Source organism: Paenibacillus medicaginis (assembly GCF_042138635.1).
Taxonomy (GTDB): domain Bacteria; phylum Bacillota; class Bacilli; order Paenibacillales; family Paenibacillaceae; genus Paenibacillus; species Paenibacillus medicaginis.
In genome coordinates, this window is sequence record NZ_JBHIRY010000006.1 from 83,874 (window position 1) to 105,856 (window position 21,983).

Annotated in this window: 24 protein-coding genes; 19 read left to right on the top strand and 5 right to left on the bottom strand. The window is 51.4% G+C overall.

The window, feature by feature from the left end; translation table 11 throughout:
- Nucleotides 1–3: 3 nt before the first annotated feature.
- Both ACE5LO_RS08570 and ACE5LO_RS08575 read right to left on the bottom strand, forming a co-directional pair.
- Nucleotides 4–216: a hypothetical protein gene (locus ACE5LO_RS08570; protein ID WP_375519609.1), complete on the bottom strand. Its 213-nt coding sequence runs from the start codon at nucleotides 214–216 to the stop codon at nucleotides 4–6.
- Between the two features lie 244 nt (nucleotides 217–460).
- Complete coding sequence (locus tag ACE5LO_RS08575; RefSeq protein ID WP_375355476.1) at nucleotides 461–1,045, bottom strand: helix-turn-helix domain-containing protein; 585 nt, start codon at nucleotides 1,043–1,045, stop codon at nucleotides 461–463.
- Nucleotides 1,046–1,310: 265 nt separating this feature from the next.
- On the opposite strand from ACE5LO_RS08575, the gene ACE5LO_RS08580 reads away from it, so the two are divergent.
- From ACE5LO_RS08580 to ACE5LO_RS08635, 12 genes are all read left to right on the top strand, one after another.
- Entirely contained in the window at nucleotides 1,311–1,739 is a 429-nt protein-coding gene (locus tag ACE5LO_RS08580) for a phage holin family protein (RefSeq protein WP_375355478.1), read from the top strand.
- 288 nt (nucleotides 1,740–2,027) lie between these two features.
- Complete coding sequence (locus ACE5LO_RS08585; RefSeq protein WP_375519610.1) at nucleotides 2,028–2,315, top strand: Dabb family protein; 288 nt, start codon at nucleotides 2,028–2,030, stop codon at nucleotides 2,313–2,315.
- An 84-nt stretch (nucleotides 2,316–2,399) separates the two neighbouring features.
- Nucleotides 2,400–2,843: a DUF86 domain-containing protein gene (locus ACE5LO_RS08590; RefSeq protein ID WP_375519611.1), complete on the top strand. Its 444-nt coding sequence runs from the start codon at nucleotides 2,400–2,402 to the stop codon at nucleotides 2,841–2,843.
- 13 nt (nucleotides 2,844–2,856) lie between these two features.
- Nucleotides 2,857–3,492, top strand: a complete 636-nt coding sequence (locus ACE5LO_RS08595) for a helix-turn-helix transcriptional regulator (RefSeq protein ID WP_375355482.1) — start codon at nucleotides 2,857–2,859, stop codon at nucleotides 3,490–3,492.
- A 178-nt stretch (nucleotides 3,493–3,670) separates the two neighbouring features.
- Nucleotides 3,671–4,015, top strand: coding sequence for a YtxH domain-containing protein (locus ACE5LO_RS08600; RefSeq protein WP_375519612.1), 345 nt, complete (start codon nucleotides 3,671–3,673; stop codon nucleotides 4,013–4,015).
- A gap of 193 nt (nucleotides 4,016–4,208) precedes the next feature.
- Nucleotides 4,209–5,018: a glutamate racemase gene (gene racE, locus ACE5LO_RS08605; protein ID WP_375519613.1), complete on the top strand. Its 810-nt coding sequence runs from the start codon at nucleotides 4,209–4,211 to the stop codon at nucleotides 5,016–5,018.
- Between the two features lie 174 nt (nucleotides 5,019–5,192).
- The gene (locus ACE5LO_RS08610; protein ID WP_375519614.1) at nucleotides 5,193–6,116 is read left to right on the top strand and encodes a M14 family metallopeptidase; all 924 of its coding nucleotides are present in this window, start codon (nucleotides 5,193–5,195) and stop codon (nucleotides 6,114–6,116) included.
- 267 nt (nucleotides 6,117–6,383) lie between these two features.
- Nucleotides 6,384–7,472 carry an RNA-guided endonuclease InsQ/TnpB family protein gene (locus ACE5LO_RS08615; protein WP_375519615.1) on the top strand — a complete coding sequence of 363 codons (1,089 nt, stop codon included), beginning with the start codon at nucleotides 6,384–6,386 and terminating at the stop codon, nucleotides 7,470–7,472.
- Between the two features lie 283 nt (nucleotides 7,473–7,755).
- Entirely contained in the window at nucleotides 7,756–8,031 is a 276-nt protein-coding gene (locus ACE5LO_RS08620) for a hypothetical protein (protein WP_375519616.1), read from the top strand.
- Between the two features lie 143 nt (nucleotides 8,032–8,174).
- Nucleotides 8,175–8,477 carry an iron-sulfur cluster assembly accessory protein gene (locus ACE5LO_RS08625; RefSeq protein WP_375519617.1) on the top strand — a complete coding sequence of 101 codons (303 nt, stop codon included), beginning with the start codon at nucleotides 8,175–8,177 and terminating at the stop codon, nucleotides 8,475–8,477.
- A 27-nt stretch (nucleotides 8,478–8,504) separates the two neighbouring features.
- The gene (locus tag ACE5LO_RS08630) at nucleotides 8,505–8,744 is read left to right on the top strand and encodes a YuzB family protein (protein WP_375519743.1); all 240 of its coding nucleotides are present in this window, start codon (nucleotides 8,505–8,507) and stop codon (nucleotides 8,742–8,744) included.
- A gap of 147 nt (nucleotides 8,745–8,891) precedes the next feature.
- Nucleotides 8,892–9,161, top strand: a complete 270-nt coding sequence (locus tag ACE5LO_RS08635) for a hypothetical protein (RefSeq protein WP_375519618.1) — start codon at nucleotides 8,892–8,894, stop codon at nucleotides 9,159–9,161.
- 275 nt (nucleotides 9,162–9,436) lie between these two features.
- Here ACE5LO_RS08635 and ACE5LO_RS08640 read toward each other — a convergent pair whose 3' ends face one another.
- Both ACE5LO_RS08640 and ACE5LO_RS08645 read right to left on the bottom strand, forming a co-directional pair.
- Nucleotides 9,437–11,443, bottom strand: a complete 2,007-nt coding sequence (locus ACE5LO_RS08640) for an LTA synthase family protein (RefSeq protein ID WP_375519744.1) — start codon at nucleotides 11,441–11,443, stop codon at nucleotides 9,437–9,439.
- Nucleotides 11,444–11,661: 218 nt separating this feature from the next.
- Nucleotides 11,662–12,819: a THUMP domain-containing class I SAM-dependent RNA methyltransferase gene (locus tag ACE5LO_RS08645; RefSeq protein WP_375519619.1), complete on the bottom strand. Its 1,158-nt coding sequence runs from the start codon at nucleotides 12,817–12,819 to the stop codon at nucleotides 11,662–11,664.
- 260 nt (nucleotides 12,820–13,079) lie between these two features.
- Between ACE5LO_RS08645 and ACE5LO_RS08650 the strand changes: the two genes are divergently transcribed.
- From ACE5LO_RS08650 to ACE5LO_RS08680, 7 genes are all read left to right on the top strand, one after another.
- Nucleotides 13,080–13,712, top strand: coding sequence for an O-methyltransferase (locus ACE5LO_RS08650; RefSeq protein WP_375519620.1), 633 nt, complete (start codon nucleotides 13,080–13,082; stop codon nucleotides 13,710–13,712).
- 51 nt (nucleotides 13,713–13,763) lie between these two features.
- On the top strand, nucleotides 13,764–14,702 hold the full coding sequence (locus ACE5LO_RS08655; protein ID WP_375519621.1) for a winged helix-turn-helix domain-containing protein: 939 nt from the start codon (nucleotides 13,764–13,766) through the stop codon (nucleotides 14,700–14,702).
- A gap of 294 nt (nucleotides 14,703–14,996) precedes the next feature.
- Entirely contained in the window at nucleotides 14,997–16,715 is a 1,719-nt protein-coding gene (locus ACE5LO_RS08660) for an ABC transporter substrate-binding protein (protein ID WP_375519622.1), read from the top strand.
- A gap of 64 nt (nucleotides 16,716–16,779) precedes the next feature.
- Nucleotides 16,780–17,733 (top strand): ABC transporter permease, encoded by a 954-nt coding sequence (locus ACE5LO_RS08665; protein ID WP_375519623.1) that lies wholly within the window; start codon nucleotides 16,780–16,782, stop codon nucleotides 17,731–17,733.
- A 63-nt stretch (nucleotides 17,734–17,796) separates the two neighbouring features.
- Nucleotides 17,797–18,723 carry an oligopeptide ABC transporter permease gene (opp4C, locus tag ACE5LO_RS08670; protein WP_375355494.1) on the top strand — a complete coding sequence of 309 codons (927 nt, stop codon included), beginning with the start codon at nucleotides 17,797–17,799 and terminating at the stop codon, nucleotides 18,721–18,723.
- Nucleotides 18,724–18,735: 12 nt separating this feature from the next.
- Nucleotides 18,736–19,722 (top strand): ABC transporter ATP-binding protein, encoded by a 987-nt coding sequence (locus ACE5LO_RS08675; protein WP_375519624.1) that lies wholly within the window; start codon nucleotides 18,736–18,738, stop codon nucleotides 19,720–19,722.
- Nucleotides 19,715–20,680: an ABC transporter ATP-binding protein gene (locus tag ACE5LO_RS08680; RefSeq protein WP_375519625.1), complete on the top strand. Its 966-nt coding sequence runs from the start codon at nucleotides 19,715–19,717 to the stop codon at nucleotides 20,678–20,680. Before ACE5LO_RS08675 ends, ACE5LO_RS08680 begins: the two co-directional genes overlap by 8 nt.
- A 76-nt stretch (nucleotides 20,681–20,756) precedes the next feature.
- On the opposite strand, the gene ACE5LO_RS08685 is transcribed toward ACE5LO_RS08680, so the two are convergent.
- Complete coding sequence (locus tag ACE5LO_RS08685; protein WP_375519626.1) at nucleotides 20,757–21,974, bottom strand: MFS transporter; 1,218 nt, start codon at nucleotides 21,972–21,974, stop codon at nucleotides 20,757–20,759.
- Nucleotides 21,975–21,983 lie beyond the last annotated feature (9 nt).

The window sequence follows — 21,983 nt, forward strand, 5'->3', positions numbered from 1 at the left end:
AATCTATTGAGGACTGTTTTTTTGTGTTCCGTGCCACTGGACACGGCGTATAAAGAAGCGGTACACGAGCGCAACCATAATCCCTGCCGCTCCGCCGATTGCTACCGACCAGACTGCATCGTAGGACTGCCACTGGAGCAGAAAAGCGATTCCGCTGCCCAAAGTTGTTCCGGCGAGCCACCCGAGTGCGCAGGCTGTATCTTTGGCTACTTTCATTTAAACCCTCCTCCAATACGTTTCAAATATATTGACCGTACATGTATGCTAATCATTATTTACATTCTTATGTGAAATATTCCAGGTTTGCTCATCATTGAAGCTTATCAAAAAACAAAAAGAGCACTGTTGGCCCTACAGCTGACAGTGCTCCTTGTGCTAGAGGAGTTAATTCATACGTCCCTGCACAATTTTAAAGTATTGTTTGTTTAAACCCACTGCATTTTAAACCCGTTGAAGAAGCTTACCTGGCTAGTATAGCGTCTGCAAACAAAATGGACTTCGGGATGCGAAAAAATTGTTCAGCCTGATCCTGAAACGCCTGCGAAGGTACTGTGCCTTGATGCAGCCATTTGCGGAAGGTTCCCGGATGAACACCGATCCAATGGCTGACATCGGTCACGGACAGATCATGAACCATGCATAGTCCAGCCAAAATCCGGTTTTTTACTGGAGACCGTGTTACCGTCCGTTTCATGAAACGGGAAGGGGCAGGTTGGCAGATAATCGGACAACCGCGGACCACATCCTCGTTAAAGAGAATATGGCGTGGATAACCAAGCAATCGGCATGTTTTCTCCAGGTTGGTATTGCCGGGAATTCGTCCTTCATATACCCATGCGCTTACGCTCCGGGATGATATGGATAAATCTTCGGCAAGTTGCGACAGCTTGATGTCATTTGCCATCAGCACCGCGAGGAGAACCCTGTTGCGTATTTGACAGCGGGTTGGTTTGCGAAAGCGCTTAACACGCACACCCTTTCCCAAATACTTGCGGTTGATCAGAGACCACGCCTGAATGGAATGTCGTTCTTGTTGTTTAGGCATACATCCTCCGATTTTTTTAAACAAATATTACAATACATGCGGTATATTTTCAAGTGTACGGCCGAATCAATTTTTTATAAAACTATTTTCATAGCTGGCCAATCAAAAACAGGGACCTACTCACTATATGAAGTAATTAAAAAAACGCGGGGATAACCGTTTCTATGAATCTATAAATTTTCAGCGCGACGGTAGGGACAAACTCACTTTCATTTTTCCTTTATTTACATATAATGTAATAGCCTTGATGAAAGGAGAGATGACAATGAGCAACTCGTTAATCAATATATCATGTGCTGTGACCGGAGGATTAATCACCTTTGCCTTCGGGGAATGGAGCCCCCTGCTTGGGGTGTTTATCGTGACTATGGCTATAGATATTGCTACAGGTATAGCGGCAGCTATCAAATCTGGAAAAGGATTAAGCAGCAAGACGGGATTTTGGGGCTTGACCCGAAAGGGGATTATGCTGATGGTCGTTAGTCTTGCCCACCAAATTGACCTGCTTTTGGGAGTTAATGCTGTACAAGCAGGTGCCATTTATTTTTACCTGTTTAACGAGGTCATTTCCGTTGCAGAGAATTTTGCCGTACTGGGAATGCCTCTTCCTCCCGTGATCCAGGGTTTGCTTGCAGCCTTGAAGGACAAGCAAATAGACAAGGAGGAAAAAAAGAAGGATGAAGGTCCGTCGTGATGCTGATAGGGAAAGATGCCGCTACGGCGGTATCTTCCCCTATCAGGGAGAATTATGATAAAATTTCAGGGCAAGCTCTCAAGTGCGTGTTCAAAAAGTCAGGTTTTCAGCACCGAGAAGATTGGATGAAGCTAGGGACTGAGGAGCGGAGCGTACGTAGGGTACGTGAGCACCGGAAGGCCCGGCTGAATTCAAGATTCGATGTCGAGTCCGCTTCCTGACTTCCTTCGTGATCAAAAGATGACTTTTTGAACTACCTCTTCAAATTAGAAATAAGGAGTCTGTCCCATGATTAAGCATATCGTGTTCTTCAAATTGAAAGACCGCTCTCCTGAAAGCGTTGAACATACGGCCTCCGTTCTTCGCAGCATGAACGGCAAAATCAAGGAGGTGCTGTCGCTGGAAGTAGGAGTCGATGTTATCCGGTCCGAACGTTCCTTTGATATTTCCCTGACGGCAGTGTTTGAACATCTCAAAGACCTGCAGACTTATCAGCTTCATCCGGTGCATCAGGAAATCATTCAGCATATCAACGAAGTAAAGGACGTATCCTTTGCGGTTGACTATGAAATATGACAGGCTGCGAATGGCATGGAATGGCCGCCATACTGTTAATGGGCGGTATGACGGCAATTCTGCCGGGAAGGGGGTGCGGCACAAATGTACTATGTGAACAGAGAGCAGATTGAGCTGCGTCTCAGGGCGATTCCCGAGATTGTGGAAGGACTGCGCCGGGTCTCGTCAGGCTGGACTGGTGATCTGATGCAGGGACTGGTGCAGGAACGTTGTCTGCATCTGGCGATCGAGACGGTAACTGACGTGGGCAGCTATCTGATTGACGGCTTTATTATGCGTGATGCCAGCAGTTATGAAGACATTATCAGGATCATCCATGAGGAAAATGTCATTGACGAGTCTGTCTTTGCCCCGATCTATGAGCTGGTGTCCCTGCGCAAGCCGCTCGTTCAGGAGTACTTCTGCTGGAGACGAACAGAGCTTCATAAGCTGACTCCGCTGCTGGCTGAGGTGCTGGGACGGTTTGCAATTCGTGTGGAAGGCTATCTTGACCGTGAGTTGGGATCCCTGCCGACCGGCAGTCAATGATCTGGAGTAAACGATGAATACAGTACCTGAAATGTCTACACGGCGTCTGATTATGACATTGCTGAAAACGAGAGGACCTTTGGGAGTCTCTTCCCTCGCAGCGGAGCTGGGTATTACCGAGATGGGGGTCAGGAGACATCTGAAGGCATTGGAGCAGGAAAATTTTGTCGAGGTTACCGTTGTGCGCCAAGCCATGGGACGGCCTGTCTATAAATTTGGCCTCAGTGAACTTGGAGATGAGCAGTTTCCACGCAATTATGACCATCTGCTGGTGGATCTGCTGGAGGAGCTGAATGAGCTTCAGGGAGCAGCGGCTGTTGAGGCTCTCTTCGAAGGAAGAAAGCGCAAGCTGATCCGCCGTTATATGCCGCAGCTTGAGGGCAGATCACTGCCGGCGCGGATCAGGAAGCTGGCTGAAATTCAGCACACAGCCGGTTATATGACGTATTGGAACACAGAAGAAGACGGAAGCTTTACGTTCTATGAGTATAACTGCCCGATTGCTCAAGCGGCGAACCGTTACCGCAAAGCCTGCGAGTGTGAGCAGCATATGTTTGAAGAGCTGCTGGAAGCGGAGGTGCGCCGCACCGACTGTCTGGCGGAAGGTGGCCGCTGCTGCCGGTACAAGATCTTTCCACATCAGAGTTAGTCCTGGCAGCATTTCTCCTGTAACAAGTCAAGCCCATCCTGCTTATACTGCATTATAAAAGATGGGCGTTCGCCCGGAAAAACAGCTCCGCTGACGGGCAGGCTCCGTAAGTATGCCTGGAGCGATGCTCCTGTCAGCGGGGTCTTTCCGGTCCCGGGGCTTGGTCGAAGGAGAGATGATGATGGATCAAAAAGGCAAAATGATGATGTGGAGTGCCATTGCAGGCACAATCCTCGGTTCAGCCACAGCATTGCTGCTGGCGCCAAAATCAGGGCGTGAGCTGCGCAAGGATCTGGAGGAATGCACCCAGCAGCTCAGCGAGGCTAGCCTGTCTGTGGCGGATAAAATCGGGACAGCGGGTCTCCAGCTTGTAGATATCGTTAAGGATACGGCTGCCTATGCGGTTCAGGAGGTTCGCCAAGCGTATGGCAAGCAAGGGAAAGAGGAAAAAGTAGTCATCACTGCGGCCGAAGGAGAGAAGCCGGAAGAACGCAAGGCAGGCAACGACAGCTACTCTATCTGAACACTGCAGCCGGGTTCGATCCAAGGGAGGGGCCCGGCTTTTACACGGCCTTCCGCTAATTGCAGGCAGCCACACCTCGTGGGTGGACTTCCCTTTTGTTCACTTTTAACGTACCTTTTGAACTTGACTCACATAAGTTATGTAGAAGAGTGATAGCAAGAGGGATAACAACAATGAGGAAAGCGGTGTGTTCGTGCAGCAGGCTATTGCAATTTTGGATTCCGGCGTGGGTGGACTGACTGTTGTCAAAGAGGTGATGCGTCAGCTTCCGCGCGAGAAGATCATTTACTACGGTGACACCGCGCGAGCCCCTTACGGCCCACGTCCGGCTGATGAAGTTTTGAAATTCACCGGGCAGATCGTTGATTTTCTTATTCAATTTGATCCCAAGGTCATTGTCATTGCCTGCAATACGGCAACGGCAGCGGCGCTTGAAGAAATCAGCAGCAAGGTCAGCGTGCCCGTCATCGGAGTCATTCATCCCGGTGCCCGTGCAGCCATCAGCGCTACCAATACAGGTCATGTGGGGGTCATCGGCACGGTCGGGACCATTAGCAGTGGTGCATATACCACAGCCTTGAAGCAGCTGTCTCCTTATATTGAGATTGTAAGTCTGGCTTGTCCATTGCTCGTTCCTATTGTGGAGAGAGGGGAATTTCACTCGAAAAGCACTTCACTGATTGTCCGCAAGTCGCTTTTGCCTATGACCAATCAGTACATGGATTGTCTTATTCTCGGCTGCACCCATTACCCTTTTCTCAGGGAGACCATTCAGGAAGTGATGGGACCTTATGTCAAGCTGATCAGCTCTGCTGATGAGACGGCAAGAGAGACAAGCACAATACTTTATAACAAGGGCAAGCTTGCTTCCGGAGATACACTTCCAATCCACCAGTTTTACTGCTCCGGGGATGCTCGCCTGTTTCGGAGTATCGCAAGACAGTGGCTTGGTGAGCAAATCGGCAACATTCCCGTCTTGTGGCAGGTGACCCGTCTTGGGTAATCTTTAAAATGCAGAAGGAAGTTTCAACTTTGCCGTTCCCGGGTGGGACGGCTTTTTTCAGCATTGCAAAAAGAGTTCGGAATCACGGATTGGGCAGGCAGGCATAAATTAGAGTATAAGATCGCACAGGAACCGAAGTCGAGAAACGGAAACATGCTGCCGGGAGGAATGGGGATGAAAGAGGTTAGTATTCGTTCTGGGAATACAGGGCTGTCCGGAAGATACGGGTATAAGCGTCTGATGGAGGATATTGGTCATTTGCATGAAAAATATAATTTCGTGAAAGTGGGCTCCATAGGTAAAAGTGTGATGGGGAGAACCATTCCATGTTTGGAACTGGGTGAAGGGAAACGCAAGCTTGCGGTAAATGCGGCAGTCCATGCCAACGAGTGGATTACCGCTCCGTGCGTGCTGCATTTTCTGGAGCACTGTGCTGCGGCAGCCGCAGCGGGAAGATCCCTCCATGGGCATGATCCGGAGCGCTGGCTGCGGGATGTTACACTAAGTGTAGTTCCTATGGTCAATCCGGACGGTGTGGACCTGGTCGTTGAAGAAGGCAGTGATTCCCATCCTGAGCGGGAGAATCTTCTGAAGTGGAACCAGGGAAACCTTGATTTCAGCTCCTGGAAGGCCAATATACGCGGAATTGATTTGAACGACCAGTTTCCGGCCTATTGGGGGGACGAATTGCAGCGGCGGGCCGTGAAGGGACCGGGTCCGCGTGATTATGGCGGAACAGAGCCGCTGTCCGAGCCTGAAGCGCGTGCACTGGCCGATTGGACACGCCGTTTGCTGCCAGACATGGTGATCTCATTTCATACCCAGGGGCGTGAAATTTACTGGAATTACCGCGACAGGGAGCCGACGAACAGCCTCATGTGGGCGCAAAGGCTGGCCCGTGCTGCAAATTTCAGGGCTGTCAGACTCAGCGGCAGCGATGCAGGCTACAAGGACTGGTTCATTCTTGAATTCGGCAGGCCTGGCTTTACGGTGGAATTGGGGGAAGGCGTCAACCCGCTTCCGCTAAGTGATTTCGACAGTCTGTGCAGGGAAACAGGCCAGGTGCTGTCTGCCGCTCTTTCCGGCTTGTGCTGCTGAGTGCTTGAAACCTTTACGGGAAAACGGCGTAATTTAACATGTTTCCGTGAGAAGTCCCCTTCCTCTGAGCCTATACTTCCGAAGCGAGTTTTGTTCGAAGCTTATTCAGGAAGCAGCGCTCACAAAACTTTGAGTAGGGGATGAATCTCGGTTAGGCGAAGCCTAAAAGCACTTGTCTATGGTATGAGGCGCGTGCTTTCCTAGTCGAATGTTTGTGTGGTATGATGGGAATATATGTTCTTATTCTTATTAAGGCGGTGAACCTTCGTGCAAATCACATATCAGTTTCGTCTCTACCCGACCCCCGAACAGGAAGAACGCATGATTCGAACATTGATCTTATGCCGGAAGCTGTACAATCGGGCGAAGGAGCAACGGGATACCGCCTACAACCAAGAGGGCAAAACCGTCACCTACGCCAAGCAGCAAAATGAATTGCCCGCCTTCAAGAAGGAATTTCCCGAATATAAAGAAGTTCATTCACAGGTGTTACAAGATTGCCTGCGGCGTTTGGATGATGCCTATCAGCGGTTCTTCCGCGGTGAGGCGGGTTTTCCCCATTATAAGTCAGCCGACCGATATCTTTCCTTTACGTACCCTCAGCCTGGTGCGGTAGACAAGACCTTTGCTCGGGATGGATACGTCTATCTGTCCAAAATCGGCTTTGTCCGTATGCGTGCACATCGTCCGTTCGATCGGGCAAATGTGACCCAAATCAACGTGAAACGGCATGCAGACGGGTGGATGGTGGGGATCGGCGTGAACATAGAGGAAGCGGAAGCCGACCAGACGGCGGAAACCGCCGTGGGCATCGACGTCGGGCTACGCACGTTTGCGGCGCTGTCCGATGAGACGAAGGTGGACAACCCACGGCATCTGCGAAGAGTGGAGAAGCGGCTCAGACGCGCCCAGCGGCGATTATCCCGTAAAGCGCGCGGTTCCCGCAATCGGCAGAAGGCCAAACAGAAAGTCGCAAACATCCACCAGAAAGTGGCCCGGCAGCGCAAAGATTTCTTACACAAACAATCGCATCGCATCGTTCAGGGACATGATCTGATTGCGGTGGAGCAGTTGAAAGTGAAGAACATGATCCGTAACCGCCGGCTGTCCAAAAGCATATCAGATGCCGGATGGCGAACATTCATCACGTATCTGTCGTATAAAGCTGCCAAACAGGGGAAGCGACTCGTACAAGTGCCCGCCCACGGCACATCGCAAACCTGCATCTGCGGTGCGGAAGTGCCAAAAACGTTGGCAATCCGGCTTCATGAATGCAAAGAATGCGGGCTGGTGCAGGACAGGGACATCGTTTCGGCCCAGGTCATTTTGCAGCGGGCTTTGAACATCGTAGCGTGATGGACTGGATACCGTAGGGAGGGTTTGCCCCGAACGGGATGCGTACCGCATCGAACGCTTGTGGAGATCCAGTCAGACCTTTCCTACAGAGAGGCAGCGATCGTCGAAACAAGAAGCCCCCGCCTCTTCACTCTTCAGGCGGTGGGAACATTCACCTGTGGAGGAACAGCGCTTCCGGCAGGAAGCCTGATTTTTCGCCAGCCTTCTTCATTTTGATGTGAAAGGGTATGCTATACATGAAGGCTTATATTAGCTGCAAAAGACGCGGAATGGAGCGATGTCCATGAAATGGAGAAAATTTTGGTCTCTGCGGCAGTGGGAGCACGTATTGCGCCGTCTTCCCCGCCTGCTTGCTTCACCCCAGGTGCCTCTTGGGGACAAGCTGCTGTTTCTCGTACCTGCACTGCTTTATTGGGTTCTTCCGGACATCATCATTCCGATTCCGTTCATGCCGCTTGATGATATCGGGGTAGCGATGCTGCTGATGAACTGGTTTGTGACCAGAACGGAGCGCAAGTATCCTCAGCTTTCCGAGCCGGGCCGTATTCGGGTGAAATGAACAGCCTTCGCATTTTGTCCAAATAACAGGTGTTGCGCTTCTATAAATTATTCATTACAATAGGAATATTGACTACTAATCATCAGGGATGCACTGAATCCTGAAATCTTCATAAATTATGCTGCCTATAGGAGTTGAAGTAAATGAAGTGCAAAATTACACGTAATGCGGCCAAAGTGCTGAAGCTTGAGCTGGATAAACCCGAGAACAGCGGAAAAATACTGAGAGTCATTGTAACTCATGCGCATGGAGATCATGCACACTATGGTCTTGACCTTGACACGCCGAAGGAAGGAGACACTGTAGTCTCCACAGATAAAGACATTGACGTAATTCTTGAAGAAGGCCAGCCGTTCCTGGACGGCGTCAAAATAGACTATTTGTATTTCCCTGAAGAGGGCTTTGTCATTACGAATCCTTCGATGGGCAACCACGGTGACCATTAAGACGGCATGAAGTGGAGAGGATGAATGATGGCAAACGATATTCGTGTCTGTGATAAATGTCAGTTTGTCCGGATGAAGAGCATTATTCCGAAGCTGCAAAAAATGGCACCTGATGCCGAGATCAAAATCGGCTGCAAATCGTATTGCGGGCCCTGCGGCAAGCGTGCGTTTGTATATGTGAATGGACGGTATGTAAGTGCACCGACAGAGGAAGAAGTGCTGGTCAAGGCTGCTGCATTTATTAAGCAGCCGAGCTTAGAGGCCTAATCCGGTTTGTAAGATGATGACTTATGTGCTTTCAGCGAAGATCCCCCGAACCGATCAGACGGTTGCGGGGGTTTTTGTATAGTCCTGCTTCCACCTGTTCATGCTATAAGGCGAGTACTTATTAGCTCCGAGAAAGGGGATCAGGTGATGTCGCAATACGATTCCAATCTGCAAAATCAGAGTGTTGCCGCCCAAACGCAAAATTCGGTGGACAGGTTCCATAATGCGGTAACACAGGCCATGTCACATCCGAACGAACAGCTGGTGGAGCAGGCCGAGCACTCCCGGGCTCACGCGAGGCATGCCCTGGATCAGGCCAGTGAAAACCTTGGGGACGATGTGATGGAGGCGGCGGAGGAAATGATGGCTACTGAGGAGCGTCGGCTCGATTCTATTAAAAGAACAGGTCTGAAATAAGCAGCAACATCGTGTTCTGAAAGGCTCCGAGAACGAAGTATTCCTACAATCGCTGTTGACCCTCCGGGCCAAAGGCGAACGCTTCGCTTTTCCGGAATTGCTTCGTCCTCTCCGCTGCTTCGTGCATCCTTCAACTTAATAATACCCAATCAGAAATAGCGAATCTCCCGCGGTTTCTGATTGGGTAAAAAAAGAACGAGAACAGGAGGGGAATCGGCTCCTGTTCTCGTTCTTTTGCTTTAATTGAAAAATGGCTGCTTTCTATTTTCCTCAGTTCATGGCGATGAAGCTTTCGCGCCGTCAGACGGCTCCGTGTTCATGGCGGCAGGATTCCAGCGGCGGATCAGGTCGTAGGTGATGACATCATCCGAGATGGCAATCCGGTTAAGCGTCTCCTGATACCCCGGTCCGCATGCCTGGATATCGGTCTGTTCTCCCGTAACCGCAATGTAGCACGTTCCGTTCACGAAGGTATTATCCTTGGACGGAATGTAGTATACTTTTCCATCCGTAAATGCCCCCGAACGGAGTACCACCATCCGCTGCTTGCCGCTGAGCAAATTGTTGCCCATAAAATGATACGGCTCCGAGGAAATGCCCAGCAAATGCAGAACGGAGGGCGCAATATCCAGTTGGCCTGCCGGTTCGTTGTATACGCCGGCACTTCCGCCGTCAGGCAGATGCACGAGTAGAGGCACCTGATTCATGATTTTTTGCATGTCGAGGTCGGATAGAGATGCACCCAAAAACTTCTCATACAGCGCTTTGTCCTGAATGGAATTGTCATGATCCCCGTAGAACATCAGAATGGTGTTGTCCCACATGCCGTTCGCTTTCATTTGTGCCACCAGCTCCCCGAGTGCCTGATCCACATAATGCACGGATTCCAGATAATCGCCGAACATGGTGCCGTTGAATTCACCCGTGTCCAGGCCGGTGCCTTCCGGATGAATGTTATACGGATGATGGCTCGACAAGGTGATCATGAAGGCGTAGAACGGATTCCCGTTCAACTCCTCAAGCTTGCTGACTGATTGTCTGAAAAAGGACTTGTCTCCCAGCGACCACCCGAGCGGCTCATCAATCACAAAATCTTTTTTACTGTAAAAATGATCATAGTTCATAGCCCTGTACATCGAGTAGCGGTTCCAGAAGCTGCTGTCATAAGCATGAAGCACATTGGGGCTGTACCCTTCCCGCTTCAGGATCGTTGGCAGCACATCGTAGGCATGATCCGGATAACGGATGAATACCGATCCCGTCTGCAGCGGGTGCAGTGAGCTCTGAGCCGAAAAATCGGCATCGGAGGTTCGTCCCTGGGCGGTCTGATGATAGAAATTGCTGAAATACATGCTTTCCTTCATCAGCTTGTTGAAATTGGGTGTGATTTCCTGGCCGTTAATCTGCTTGCCGATGAAGAAATTCATAAAGGCTTCGGCCTGAATAACCATGACATTGCTGTCCTTATATTTGCCATAGGTTTCATTTTCCACATGGATCAGGCTCTGGTGGTCTTTAAACCAGGCCAGGTCTTTGTCCATCTCTTTTTGACCCAGTACGGGCTGTGGTCCCAAATGCTCCATACTGTAACGATAAATGTCGTAACCATGAAATCCGAGCAGCCCCGTCACATTATAAAGCGCAAGCGACCACCAGTTGCCTACAAACAGCCCCTTTGCCCATGTCGAGGTGTAGAAATTGATCGGTCCGAAGGTCAATACACAGCCTAATCCCAATGCCAGTAAGCCGCTTCCAGCCCGAAACAGCATTCTTCTGCCTGACCACCGTCTATTTCCACCAAAAACAGGGCCTTCGAACAAACGGTCGGACTGCCTGCTGCGGAGTTTTTTTATCCATAACAGATAAGGAATGAAGAGAATCCAGTCCATAAAGAAGAAGATATCCTGCCAATGAATCAATGATGCGATGCTTCCTCCAAGTGATTCCACCTGACCGGCCTGCAGCAATACGGGGATGGTGATAAAATCACCAAAGTACCGGTAGTACACCATATCCGAGTAAATAAGCGCAGTCAGCAGCACATTTAATACAGCCAGCGCTGTGAACCGACCGCGTGGAGGCAGCCAAAAGGTCCAGAAGCTGGCTATCAGCAATGAACCAAAGGCAATGACGTAGTCCAGCGGGTTCATATCAATATTCGGGGCGTCCAATTGAGAATGGAGCAGCCCCAGCTTATACAGAATCAGTATGGCAAATATCCAGAACCCTATATGACGGTTCTGCAGCCAACTGCCGATCCTTGCCCCGGCACGATGGATCATGCCGGAATTGTACCTGTTCAATTTACATTTCCCCCTTTGGCAATCTGACCGGTCCCAGAGAGTTTAATAATTTGTAAACAGAATGTGATCTCTGTGTAAAAACCGGATTTGCCCTTACTTATTATATCCTGCCGGCGTTTCTTTTCAACATAAAAGAGAGGGAGGATGAAAGAGAGAGCGGGCCCCATGGGGTCCGCTCTCTGCATGATTGAGATTTTTTAATTTTCGGGTTGAGCTTTCCTGTGGCGAGGAGGAAGAGGGCCCAGGTATTGATAGTATTGGCATTCAATCCGGCCGTTATACAGCTTGCGCCGTTTGTCTGCTTTGCGCCCCCAATAATGCTCAAACTGCTTGGCAGGACTGATGGTAAAGAAGGACCATGTCGGCATGCCAGCCGCAGTGCGCCCCAAGCCACGGATCAGCTTTTCTGCTTCCGGCTCATCCCCCAGGCGCTCGCCATAAGGCGGGTTGGTAATCAGGCAGCCGTATTCGCCGTCCAGTCTGATTTTGGCTGCAGGCATGACATCAAGCCTGATTTCTCCCGCCAGCCCTGCAGCCTTGACAGCGGCTTGCGCAACTTCAATGGCCTTGGGATCGATATCGCTGCCTGCAATCTGAAACTCCACATCGTCCCGCACGAGATCCATGGCCTCATTGCGGGCTTCTTCCCACAGTTGTTCGCCGATCACTGGCCAAGGCTCGGAGTTAAAGGAGCGGCGCAGCCCTGGAGCAAGGTTCCAGGCCTGCATGGCGGCCTCAATCAGCAGCGTGCCCGAGCCGCAGCAAGGATCATAGAAGGGCCTGTCCGGCGTCCAGCGACTGAGCTGAATCATGGCCGAAGCCAGCGTCTCCTTAAGCGGCGCCTCGGTAACGAGCTTACGGTAGCCCCGCTTGTGCAACCCCGGTCCAGTGGTGTCCAATGTAAGCAGGGCACGGTCCTTCAGCAAAATTACTTCAATGACATAGCGCGGCCCGTTCTCGGGGAACCATTCCGTATGATAGGTCTCCTTCAGCTTTTCAACAATCGCCTTTTTTACAATCCCCTGACAGGCAGGCACGCTGCTGAGCTGGGATTTATGCGAGCGTCCTTCCACCGGAAACTCGCCATTGGCAGGAATCCAGTCCTGCCAAGACACGGCTTTGGTGCCTTCAAACAATTCATCAAAGGTTGTGGCCTCAAATTCGGCCATCTTGACGAGAATACGATCCGAGCTGCGCAGCCATAAATTGCAGCGGCAGATATCGATGTAATCACCGGTGAATACGACACGGCCGTTCTCAACGGTCTGATCGTGGTATCCAAGTTCTTTCAGTTCACGCGCTACGATGGCTTCCAGCCCCATCGGCGCAGTTGCAATCAATTGCAGTTGGGCCATGTAAACAATTCACTCCATCTTGATTGTACGGCACTTGAATAAGGCCGCCTTGTCTAATGCCTTGTGGCAATTCCCCAAAAACAATACAATCTATATTATGGTTTCGGAAATTAAACCGAACATGCAAGGCAAAGGTTCATTCGTATAGTATAGGCGATTATATTCCTGGAGACAAACCGTAAATATACATACCGGGTTCCACCGGTTCGGCAAGGATCGCGCTTATGCTGAAGCTGAATATTTTTTGAGGAGGAGTACATTTGAACACAGCACCTGAAGATTATATAGAGCAGTTATTCAAGGAGGACGAGCTGTTATTGAAGGTCAAGGAAACGATTCGGGAAAAAGGGATGCCCGAGGTGTCCGTGGCGGCGGCATACGGACGGCTGCTGACGATGCTCATCCGTATCTCGGGGGCACAGCGCGTTCTGGAGATCGGGGCATTGGGCGGATACAGCGGGATATGCCTTGCCCGGGGGCTTGGGACGGAAGGCAGACTGACGTCTCTTGAACTGAAGGAAGAATACGCTGCGCTTGCCGGAGGACATCTGGCAGAAGCCGGATTTGCCGACCGTGTCGAGTACCGCATAGGGCCTGCGTTGGAGAGTCTTGAGCAGTTGAAGCGGGAAGGGCGCAAATTTGATTTCTTCTTCATTGACGCGGACAAGGAGAATTACCCGCTGTATTTGGAATATGCAATCGAGCTTGGCAATCCGGGGGCTGTTATAGCAGGGGATAACTGTTTTCTGCGCGGCCGTACACTGAATTCGGAGAAGAACGGTTCATCCGTCCAGGCGATGAGACGTTTTAATCAGATGATAGCCGAGGATGAACGGCTGGAGAGCACGCTGCTCCCGTCCTATGATGGCTTGGCGCTGGCCCGTATCCGGTAGCGGCGGGAAGCTTTAAGTCGGAGTTTAAGCGAAGAGGAAGGGAGACACAGGATGGCTTATCAAGTTGAAGTCAGGTTTGCAGAGGTTTATGAGTTTCTAAGCAGCTTACATACATTTATTTGCAGGCCGTCCCACAAGAAAATAGATCTGACTCCTGCATGGGCGGCTGCTATGGGTGAAACGCTGTCCCCCGAATTGAAGACCGGTCTTGCACCGCTCGTCATTGGTGCCGAATGGAAGCTGGTATATCTGCTGGCATTCTTATGTCCGGATCCGGGCTCCGTGCCTTCATTCCTGCAGTGGATAAAGGATCAGAGCAACGAGGACCTGTACGAGCTGACATCCGGCTATCCTGTTACGATGCCGGAGGACTGGGCTTTTTTTCGCTCTGTCTATCTATCGGTGCTGCCTGGATGGTATGAGGAGTATTTTCGGTCGGTTGATCCGGCCATTCCGGCAGCACTTCAGCAGGAAACCGCTTCAAGATTGGCAGAGCAGCCGCTGTGGGATGCCGATGAATTTGTGGATCGAACCACGGGCGGTATGCGGTTCCGCCAGACCGATGCCATGGAGCGGCTGCTCCTTGTGCCGCAATATCATTTTCAGCCAGTGAATGTCGTTTATGATTACGGCAGGTTCATGATATGTCACTACTCGTCCCGGATCGATCTCGCTTCAGGGGAGGTCTTCCCAAATCCCGATTTGCGGCTGATTCGGGCACTAGGGGAACGCAGCAGGCTCAAAATATTGCGCTATCTGCATGAAGGCCCACGAGCCTTTATCGAAATTGTCAGACATCTGAAGCTGTCCAAAGGCATTACACATGACCATATCTTCAAGCTGAGGAGTTCAGGTCTGATCTGCGCTCATTTTGCAGGAGAGACGCTGGTGGAATATTCCTTGCGGAGCCGTTCCATTATGGAATTTCAGCAGTCGCTGATGTCGTATATTACAGGCTCGTCCGAGATGGCTGCAGCAACCGAATCCTAACGACAAACCGCCTTATTCAGTAACTTTTGTCCCGATATTCTGGATCGAAAGTTATATAACCTTAGTCTATTTTTTTCGGATCTAAGGTTAGATGACCTTCATCCCGATCTTGTGAATCGAGGGTCACCGAACTGGATAAGGCGGTTTTTTTGTGGAATTTTTTGTGGTTCTCCCTTTACAGAACCGGACATGGTTTTTATAATATGAATTGTCGATCAAAAAACATAGTTAGCGGATCGGAATTATAAATATAACTACGGTCTTCAGATCGCTCACATTCAAGGGAGGTTTACCATGAAAAAAAGTACTTATGTATTGTCGGCCCTATTCTTATCCGGTGCCCTGCTGCTGTCTGCATGCACGGAGGACAATGCGGCTGCACCGACAACAGGCCAAACCGCCGCAAGTGAAAATGCCCCGACAGCGGCAGCTGGAGGCTTGACTGAGCCAATCAAGGCATCCGCTTTATCCAAGCTCCCGACTGCAGCCAAGGAACGAACCGATACGGTCATTGTGGGACTCACGGATCCAAGCGGCTCCTTTACTCCTTATTTTGCCCAAAGCGGTTACGACGGGAATGTCACCTCGCTTCTGTTCGCCCCGTTAGTGAGGGTGAATAAGGAGGGCCTCCCGAACGCCGACCTTGCCGAGAAATATGAGGTCTCCGATGACCAGCTTACATACACCTTTCACCTGCGTCCAGATTCGAAATTCAGCGACGGCTCGCCTTTGACGGCGGATGATGTTGCTTTTACATGGACCCTGCTGCACGACAAGTCCTACGACGGCGATTTTGATATCACGGAAGCCCATGTGAAGGGTGGAGAAGCTTATAAGGAAGGCAAGGCTTCGTCGATCGAGGGGATCAAGGTCATTGATCCGCAGACGATTTCCGCTACATTGGAGAAGCCTAACGCAACAGCTCTCCTGCTGCTGGGCAGTGACGTTTTGTCCAAAGCCTACTACGGAAAGGATTACAAATTTGGCCAGCTGGATTATATCAAAAATCTTCACTCCAATCCGCTTGGCAACGGCGCATATAAGCTGGAGAAATTCATCCCTGGACAGGAAGTGCGTTTTGCAGCGAACGAGTACTACTATAAAGGCAAACCAAAGCTGGAGCATTTTATCTATAAAACAACAGATGGTGATACATGGCAGTTCCTGGAGACCGGAGAGCAGGACTATGCATCCTTCCCTGCCACGACGGACAATATCGAGAAGCTGAAAAATCTTGGATTTGTCAATCTTACTCCATACACGGCGAGCAATTACGGTTATCTGCGCCTGAACTTTGAGCATGAGGCCATCCAGGACAAGAAGGTCAGACAGGCGCTGACCTATGGTCTTGACCGTCAGACAATCTATGTGGATTCCAACCAGGGAGCAGCGACGGTAGCCAACATCCCGACTTCGCCAATTTCTTGGACTTATACGGAAGAAGGCATCAATCCTTATCAATACGATCCGGAGAAAGCAAACCAGCTGCTGGATGAAGCCGGCTGGACCATGGGAGCCGACGGCATTCGGGAGAAAGACGGCAAACCGCTTACCATACACTTCATTGGCTCCAAAAAACAGGCTACCGACATCTTCATCGCGGTCGCTTCTGAAAACTACAAGGCGATCGGCGTCAAATTCGAGCCAGAGCAATTTGCGGATTTCAATTCCCAGCTTGCCAAGCTGGAAAGCGGAGACTATGACATGGCTGCATTCTCGACCTCTCTCATGACCGACCCTGCGGACGGTGTGCGCGACTTCGTCAGCGGTGAAATTTCCGGTTATGATAACCCGGAAGTGAAAAAGCTGTATGAGCAGGGCTTGGCAACATCGGATATGGAGGAGCGCAAAAAGATTTATCATGAGCTCTACAAAGTCGTGAACGATGATCTGCCATACATCTTCACCAGCAATAACAAGATGGTGGTGGCTACGAACGGCCGTCTTGAAGGGTTGGTGATCAATCCGTTCTGGGGCATTTCCACCAGCCTGCCGAACTGGACCTTGAAGTAAAAAAAGACAGCCGCCCGCTGCCCGCCCGGGAATCAGCGGGCGGCTCAGTTAAAAGGAGCTGGTCATGAGCACATATCTGCTGCGAAGATTGATATATATGGTTGTCATACTTCTGGCGGCCTCACTGTTTATATTCTGTCTGTATGCACTGACACCGGGAGATTTCATAACAAACAACCTGAAGCTCAGTCCTGAACGCAAAGCGGAGCTGCGGGAGATTTATGGCTTCAACAAGCCGCTGATCGACCGCTATCTGAACTGGATGGGACGGGCGCTGCATGGGGATTTCGGATTCTCTCTAGCCCAGCAGAAGCCTGTGCTGACGCTGTTTAATGAGTATGTCTGGAACTCGTTTCTGCTCGCGATCACCTCGACCTTCTTCACCTGGGTCATTGCCGTCATCATTGGTGTTGTTTCAGCTTACAGGCAGTATTCCTGGTTTGACTCCCTGGTGATGGTGCTGATTTTTGCGGCCATGTCGATCCCGTCCTTCTTCATCGGTCTGTTCCTGATCAAGCTGTTTGCGGTGGATCTCAGATGGCTCCCGCCGGGCGGCATGACAACGACCGGAAGCAATGCAGCCGGGTGGGCTTACGTGCTTGAGGTTCTTCATCACATGACCCTGCCGGTGGTCGTCATGGTGCTGCTCGGTGTCGGATCGCTGACCCGCTATTTTCGCAGCAACATGCTGGATGTTATCCGTCAGGATTATATCCGCACCGCAAGAGCCAAAGGGATGAAGGAGCGGACCGTGCTGTTTCGCCACGCGTTGCGCAATGCCATGCTCCCGGCGATCACACTGGTCGGATTCGAGCTTCCGGGTCTATTCGGCGGATCACTCATTATTGAGAAGATTTTCAACTGGCCGGGGATCGGACAGCTGTATATGCAGTCTTTTACCGTCAGGGATTACCCGTTGTTAATGGGATTCACGATGTTCATCGCGGTACTGACCGTCATCGGCACACTGCTCTCGGACATTCTCTATCATGTGGCGGACCCGCGGGTCAAACTTTAGGGATCATTCAGTTGCAGTAGACAATCTTGTACCAATTATCCTATATGGCAAGGGGGGAGCTCCATGTCTTCCATCGGCGGAGGAGTGGCGGAGATTAAGAAGGCCAAGCGGGAAGCCCCGCGCTCATCTTTGTGGAGGCAGTCGTTTCATCGAATCTTGAGGAACAAGCTGGCAGTATTCGGCTTTGGTTATATCGTATTCATGTTTATCATCTGCTTTATCGGCCCAATGCTGTCGCCTTATGCAAGCGGCAAAATCAATATGGCGGCCTCCTACAAGGCACCCGCTCTTAATCACTGGCTGGGAACAGACCTGCTGGGAAGAGACGTGCTTACGCGACTGCTGCAGGCCGGACGAATTTCGTTGACCGTGGGGATCGCCTCTATGGCCCTGTCGGTATTTATCGGTTCTATTTTGGGTGCGATTGCCGGCTATTACCGGGGAATCGTCGACCAGATGATTATGCGTGTCGCGGATTTGCTGTTGACGGTGCCGAGTCTGCCGATCCTGTTTATCATGGGGGCGCTGCTCTCGGACTGGAAGGTGCCGACTTCTTACCGCATGTATATTGTTATGCTTATGCTGAGCTTTGTCGGCTGGCCGGGGCTTGCTCGGCTTGTCAGGGGGCAGATACTCAGTTTGCGTGAACGTGAATTTATGTTGGCTGCAACGGTGCTGGGACTGCGCGATCGCCGCAAGCTGTTCCATCATCTGCTGCCGAATCTGGTGCCGCTGCTGATCGTGGTGGCAACGCTGAATATCGGGGGCGCCATTCTGAGCGAATCGGTGCTCAGCTTCTTCGGGCTTGGTGTAATGCCGCCGACAGCTACATGGGGCAATATGATTGACTCGGCCAACAACCTGATTGATTTCGAGAAGCATCCGTGGTTATGGATTCCGCCGGGAGTTGCTATTTTTACGACGGTGATATCAATTAATATTTTCGGCGATGGACTCCGGGACGCTCTGGATCCCAAGCTGAAAAAGTAGGTGGGGAGTACCGTGAACAACGTGCTTGAAATTAACGATTTACGAACCCATTTTCAAACCGAAGAAGGTGTAGTCAAGGCAGTGGACGGAGTCTGCTTGCGGGTAAGGCAGGGTGAGACGGTGTGCATTGTGGGGGAATCGGGCTCCGGGAAAAGTATTACCGCGATGTCTGTCATGGGATTGGTCGAAGGGCCGGCAGGCCGGATCGTCGGCGGCAGCATCGAGTTTGCCGGCAGAAATTTACCGGACCTGGGCAAAAATGAACTAAGAACCATTCGTGGCCGCGATATCGCGATGATTTTCCAGGAGCCGATGTCTTCCCTGAACCCTGTGCTCAAGATCGGTCAGCAGATTATGGAGCCGCTCATGGAACATCTGAAGCTGAGCAGGAAGGAAGCCTATTCCCGGGCGATTGAGTTGATCGGTCTGGTCGGCATTTCACGGCCGGAACAAATTGCAGAGTCCTATCCACACGAGCTTAGCGGGGGCATGCTGCAGCGCATCATGATTGCCATAGCGATCTCCTGCGATCCGAAGCTTCTGATTGCCGACGAACCGACGACGGCGCTGGATGTGACGATTCAGGCGCAAATTCTCGACATGCTGCGCCAGATCAAAGAGCGGTCGAACATGTCCATCCTGCTGATTACTCATGACTTGGGTGTTGTAGCCGAAATGGCCGATTATGTCATTGTCATGTATGCCGGTAAAGTGGTGGAAGAAGGAGAGGTGGTTGAGCTCTTTGAGAGCCCCAAGCATCCGTATACCCAGGGGCTTCTTCGCTCCAAACCCATTCTTGGTCAGCGCGAGGAGGAGCTGTATTTTATTCCTGGGCAGGTGCCGAATCCGCTGGAGCTGACCGAATCGTGTTATTTTCACGAACGGTGCGCTCAATGCCTCGATATCTGCCGGACCAGAGAACCGCTGCTCAAGCAGGAAGGTGAACGGCAGAAGGTGGCTTGCTGGCTGTATGAAGAGGAGGTAACGGCCCGTGCATGAACCATTGGTGGAGGTCAATCACCTCAAAAAGTATTTTCCCGTCAAAGCAGGGCTTCTGAATCGTACCGTCACTCATGTAAGAGCCGTTGACGATATCAGCTTTGCCATCCAGCCGGGAGAGACCTTCGGGCTGGTTGGGGAATCCGGCAGCGGCAAAAGCACGGTAGGCCGGACGATTCTGCGTCTGACGGACAAGACGGAAGGTGAAATCCGCTTCAAGGGCAAAGACCTCTATCGGGTCTCCAAGGAGGAGATGCGCCGTCTGCGGCCGCAAATGCAGCTGATTTTCCAGGATCCTTACAGCTCATTGAATCCGCGTGTCCGTGTTGGTGATGCCATCGGCGAAGCGTTAATTGACCATGGCATGGCATCCAGGGACGAGATTCGCGATGTAGTTGAAGAATTGCTTGTTTCCTGCGGACTGTCGTCGTACCATTATTACCGCTTCCCGCATGAATTTTCGGGCGGACAGCGGCAGCGGATCGGTATCGCGCGGGCACTGGCGCTGAGTCCCGACCTGATTATCGCTGACGAGCCGGTGTCGGCACTGGACGTGTCGATCCAGGCGCAAATCATCAATCTCTTCCGTAAGCTGCAGGATTCGCGCGGCCTGACCTATTTGTTTATTTCGCATGATTTGAGCGTGGTTGAACACTTATGCTCCCGCATCGGAGTGATGTATCTGGGCTCCATGATGGAGGTGGCCAGCCGGGACGAGCTGTTCCGGAATCCGCTGCACCCTTATACGAAGGCGCTGCTCTCCGCTGTGCCGGTACCGATTCCGAAGCTGAAGCGGGAGCGGATTGTGCTGAAGGGAGACATCCCGAATCCATCCAACCCGCCGCAGGGCTGCAAGTTTCATACCAGATGTCCATTCGCGAAGGAGATATGCACACAGCAGGTGCCGGAATTCCGCGATGCTGGAGCCGGTCATTACGTGGCTTGTCATTTGGTATGAAAATAGGTATAGATAAAAAGACAGCAGGTCTTCTTTTATGAAGAACTTGCTGTCTTTTTTTAGATTACATTGTATTCTACCGGAAATGATGGGCCTGTCTGCTGCGGTGGCCGTACAGCTTGATTCTTACCCATACCATATTGATCAGCAGCATCACACCAGACATAATAAACAGGCCTTCAATGCCAATAAAGCCTGACAGCAGGCCACCGATCACAGCGCCCAGCATATTGCCCAGCGCAAGCGAGCTTGTGTTGAAGCCGAATGCCCGGCTTTCCATGCCTGCTGGCGTATAAGAGCGGATCAGGGCATTCACGCTCGGCAGAAGACCGCCCATGAACACGCCCATCAGGAAGCGCACGATGACAAGCTCCCACACGGTCTGGACAAAGGCCTGCGGAATAAGCGTGAGTGCTGCTCCGACCAGAGCGTAGGTCAATATCCGGTGCGCTCCGACGCGGTCGCTGAGCCTGCCCAGAACCGGCGATGAAATCATGTTGGACAGGCCGGTTACAGCGGTGACAAAACCTGCAATAAGAGCAATGCCTTCAGCAGAGCCGTACAGGTCCTGCACATACAGCGGCAGCAGGGACACCGTGCTGATCATCGCGAACTGAAGCAGGAACGTTACAGTAAACAGCGCAGGCAGCTGCGGCGTATGGCTCAGTTCACGCAGTCCGGCCAGCACGGAGGTCTGTGGAGCCTTGGCGGCCTCAGCGCGGTTAAATTTCTCTTTGACGAGGAACAGTGCGAGCAGGGACCCGGAGAAGATCAGCCCTCCCGTAATAAAGAAGATCGGCCTGAAGCCGAACCAATCCGCCATAAATCCGCCTATTAGCGGGCCCAGAATCGTACCCGCCATTTGTCCGGACTGCATGATGCCCATCGCAAAGCCCATCCGCTCTTTGGGAGTGGTGCTGGATACGAGCGAGATGGAGGCTGGATTAAATCCCGAGATCGTTCCGTTCAACAGACGCAGCGCCAAGAGCTGCCACGGTTGATTGACAAAGCCCATGCAGCCGATCACTAAGGCCATGCCAAAGCCGGAGCGAAGCAGCATGATTTTGCGTCCATATTGATCCGCCAGCTTGCCCCATAGCGGCTGAAAAATAAAAGAGGTCAAAAAGTTCGCGGCAAAGATCACACCTGCCCATAAGCCGATCTCATGTTCGCCCTGAACGTGCAAATCCTGTGCGAGATAAAGGGATAGAAACGGGGTAATCATGGTCATGCCGGCATTGACCAAAAACTGGCCGAACCAGAGAACGATGAGGTTCACCTGCCACGTCTTCATGGTGCTCAC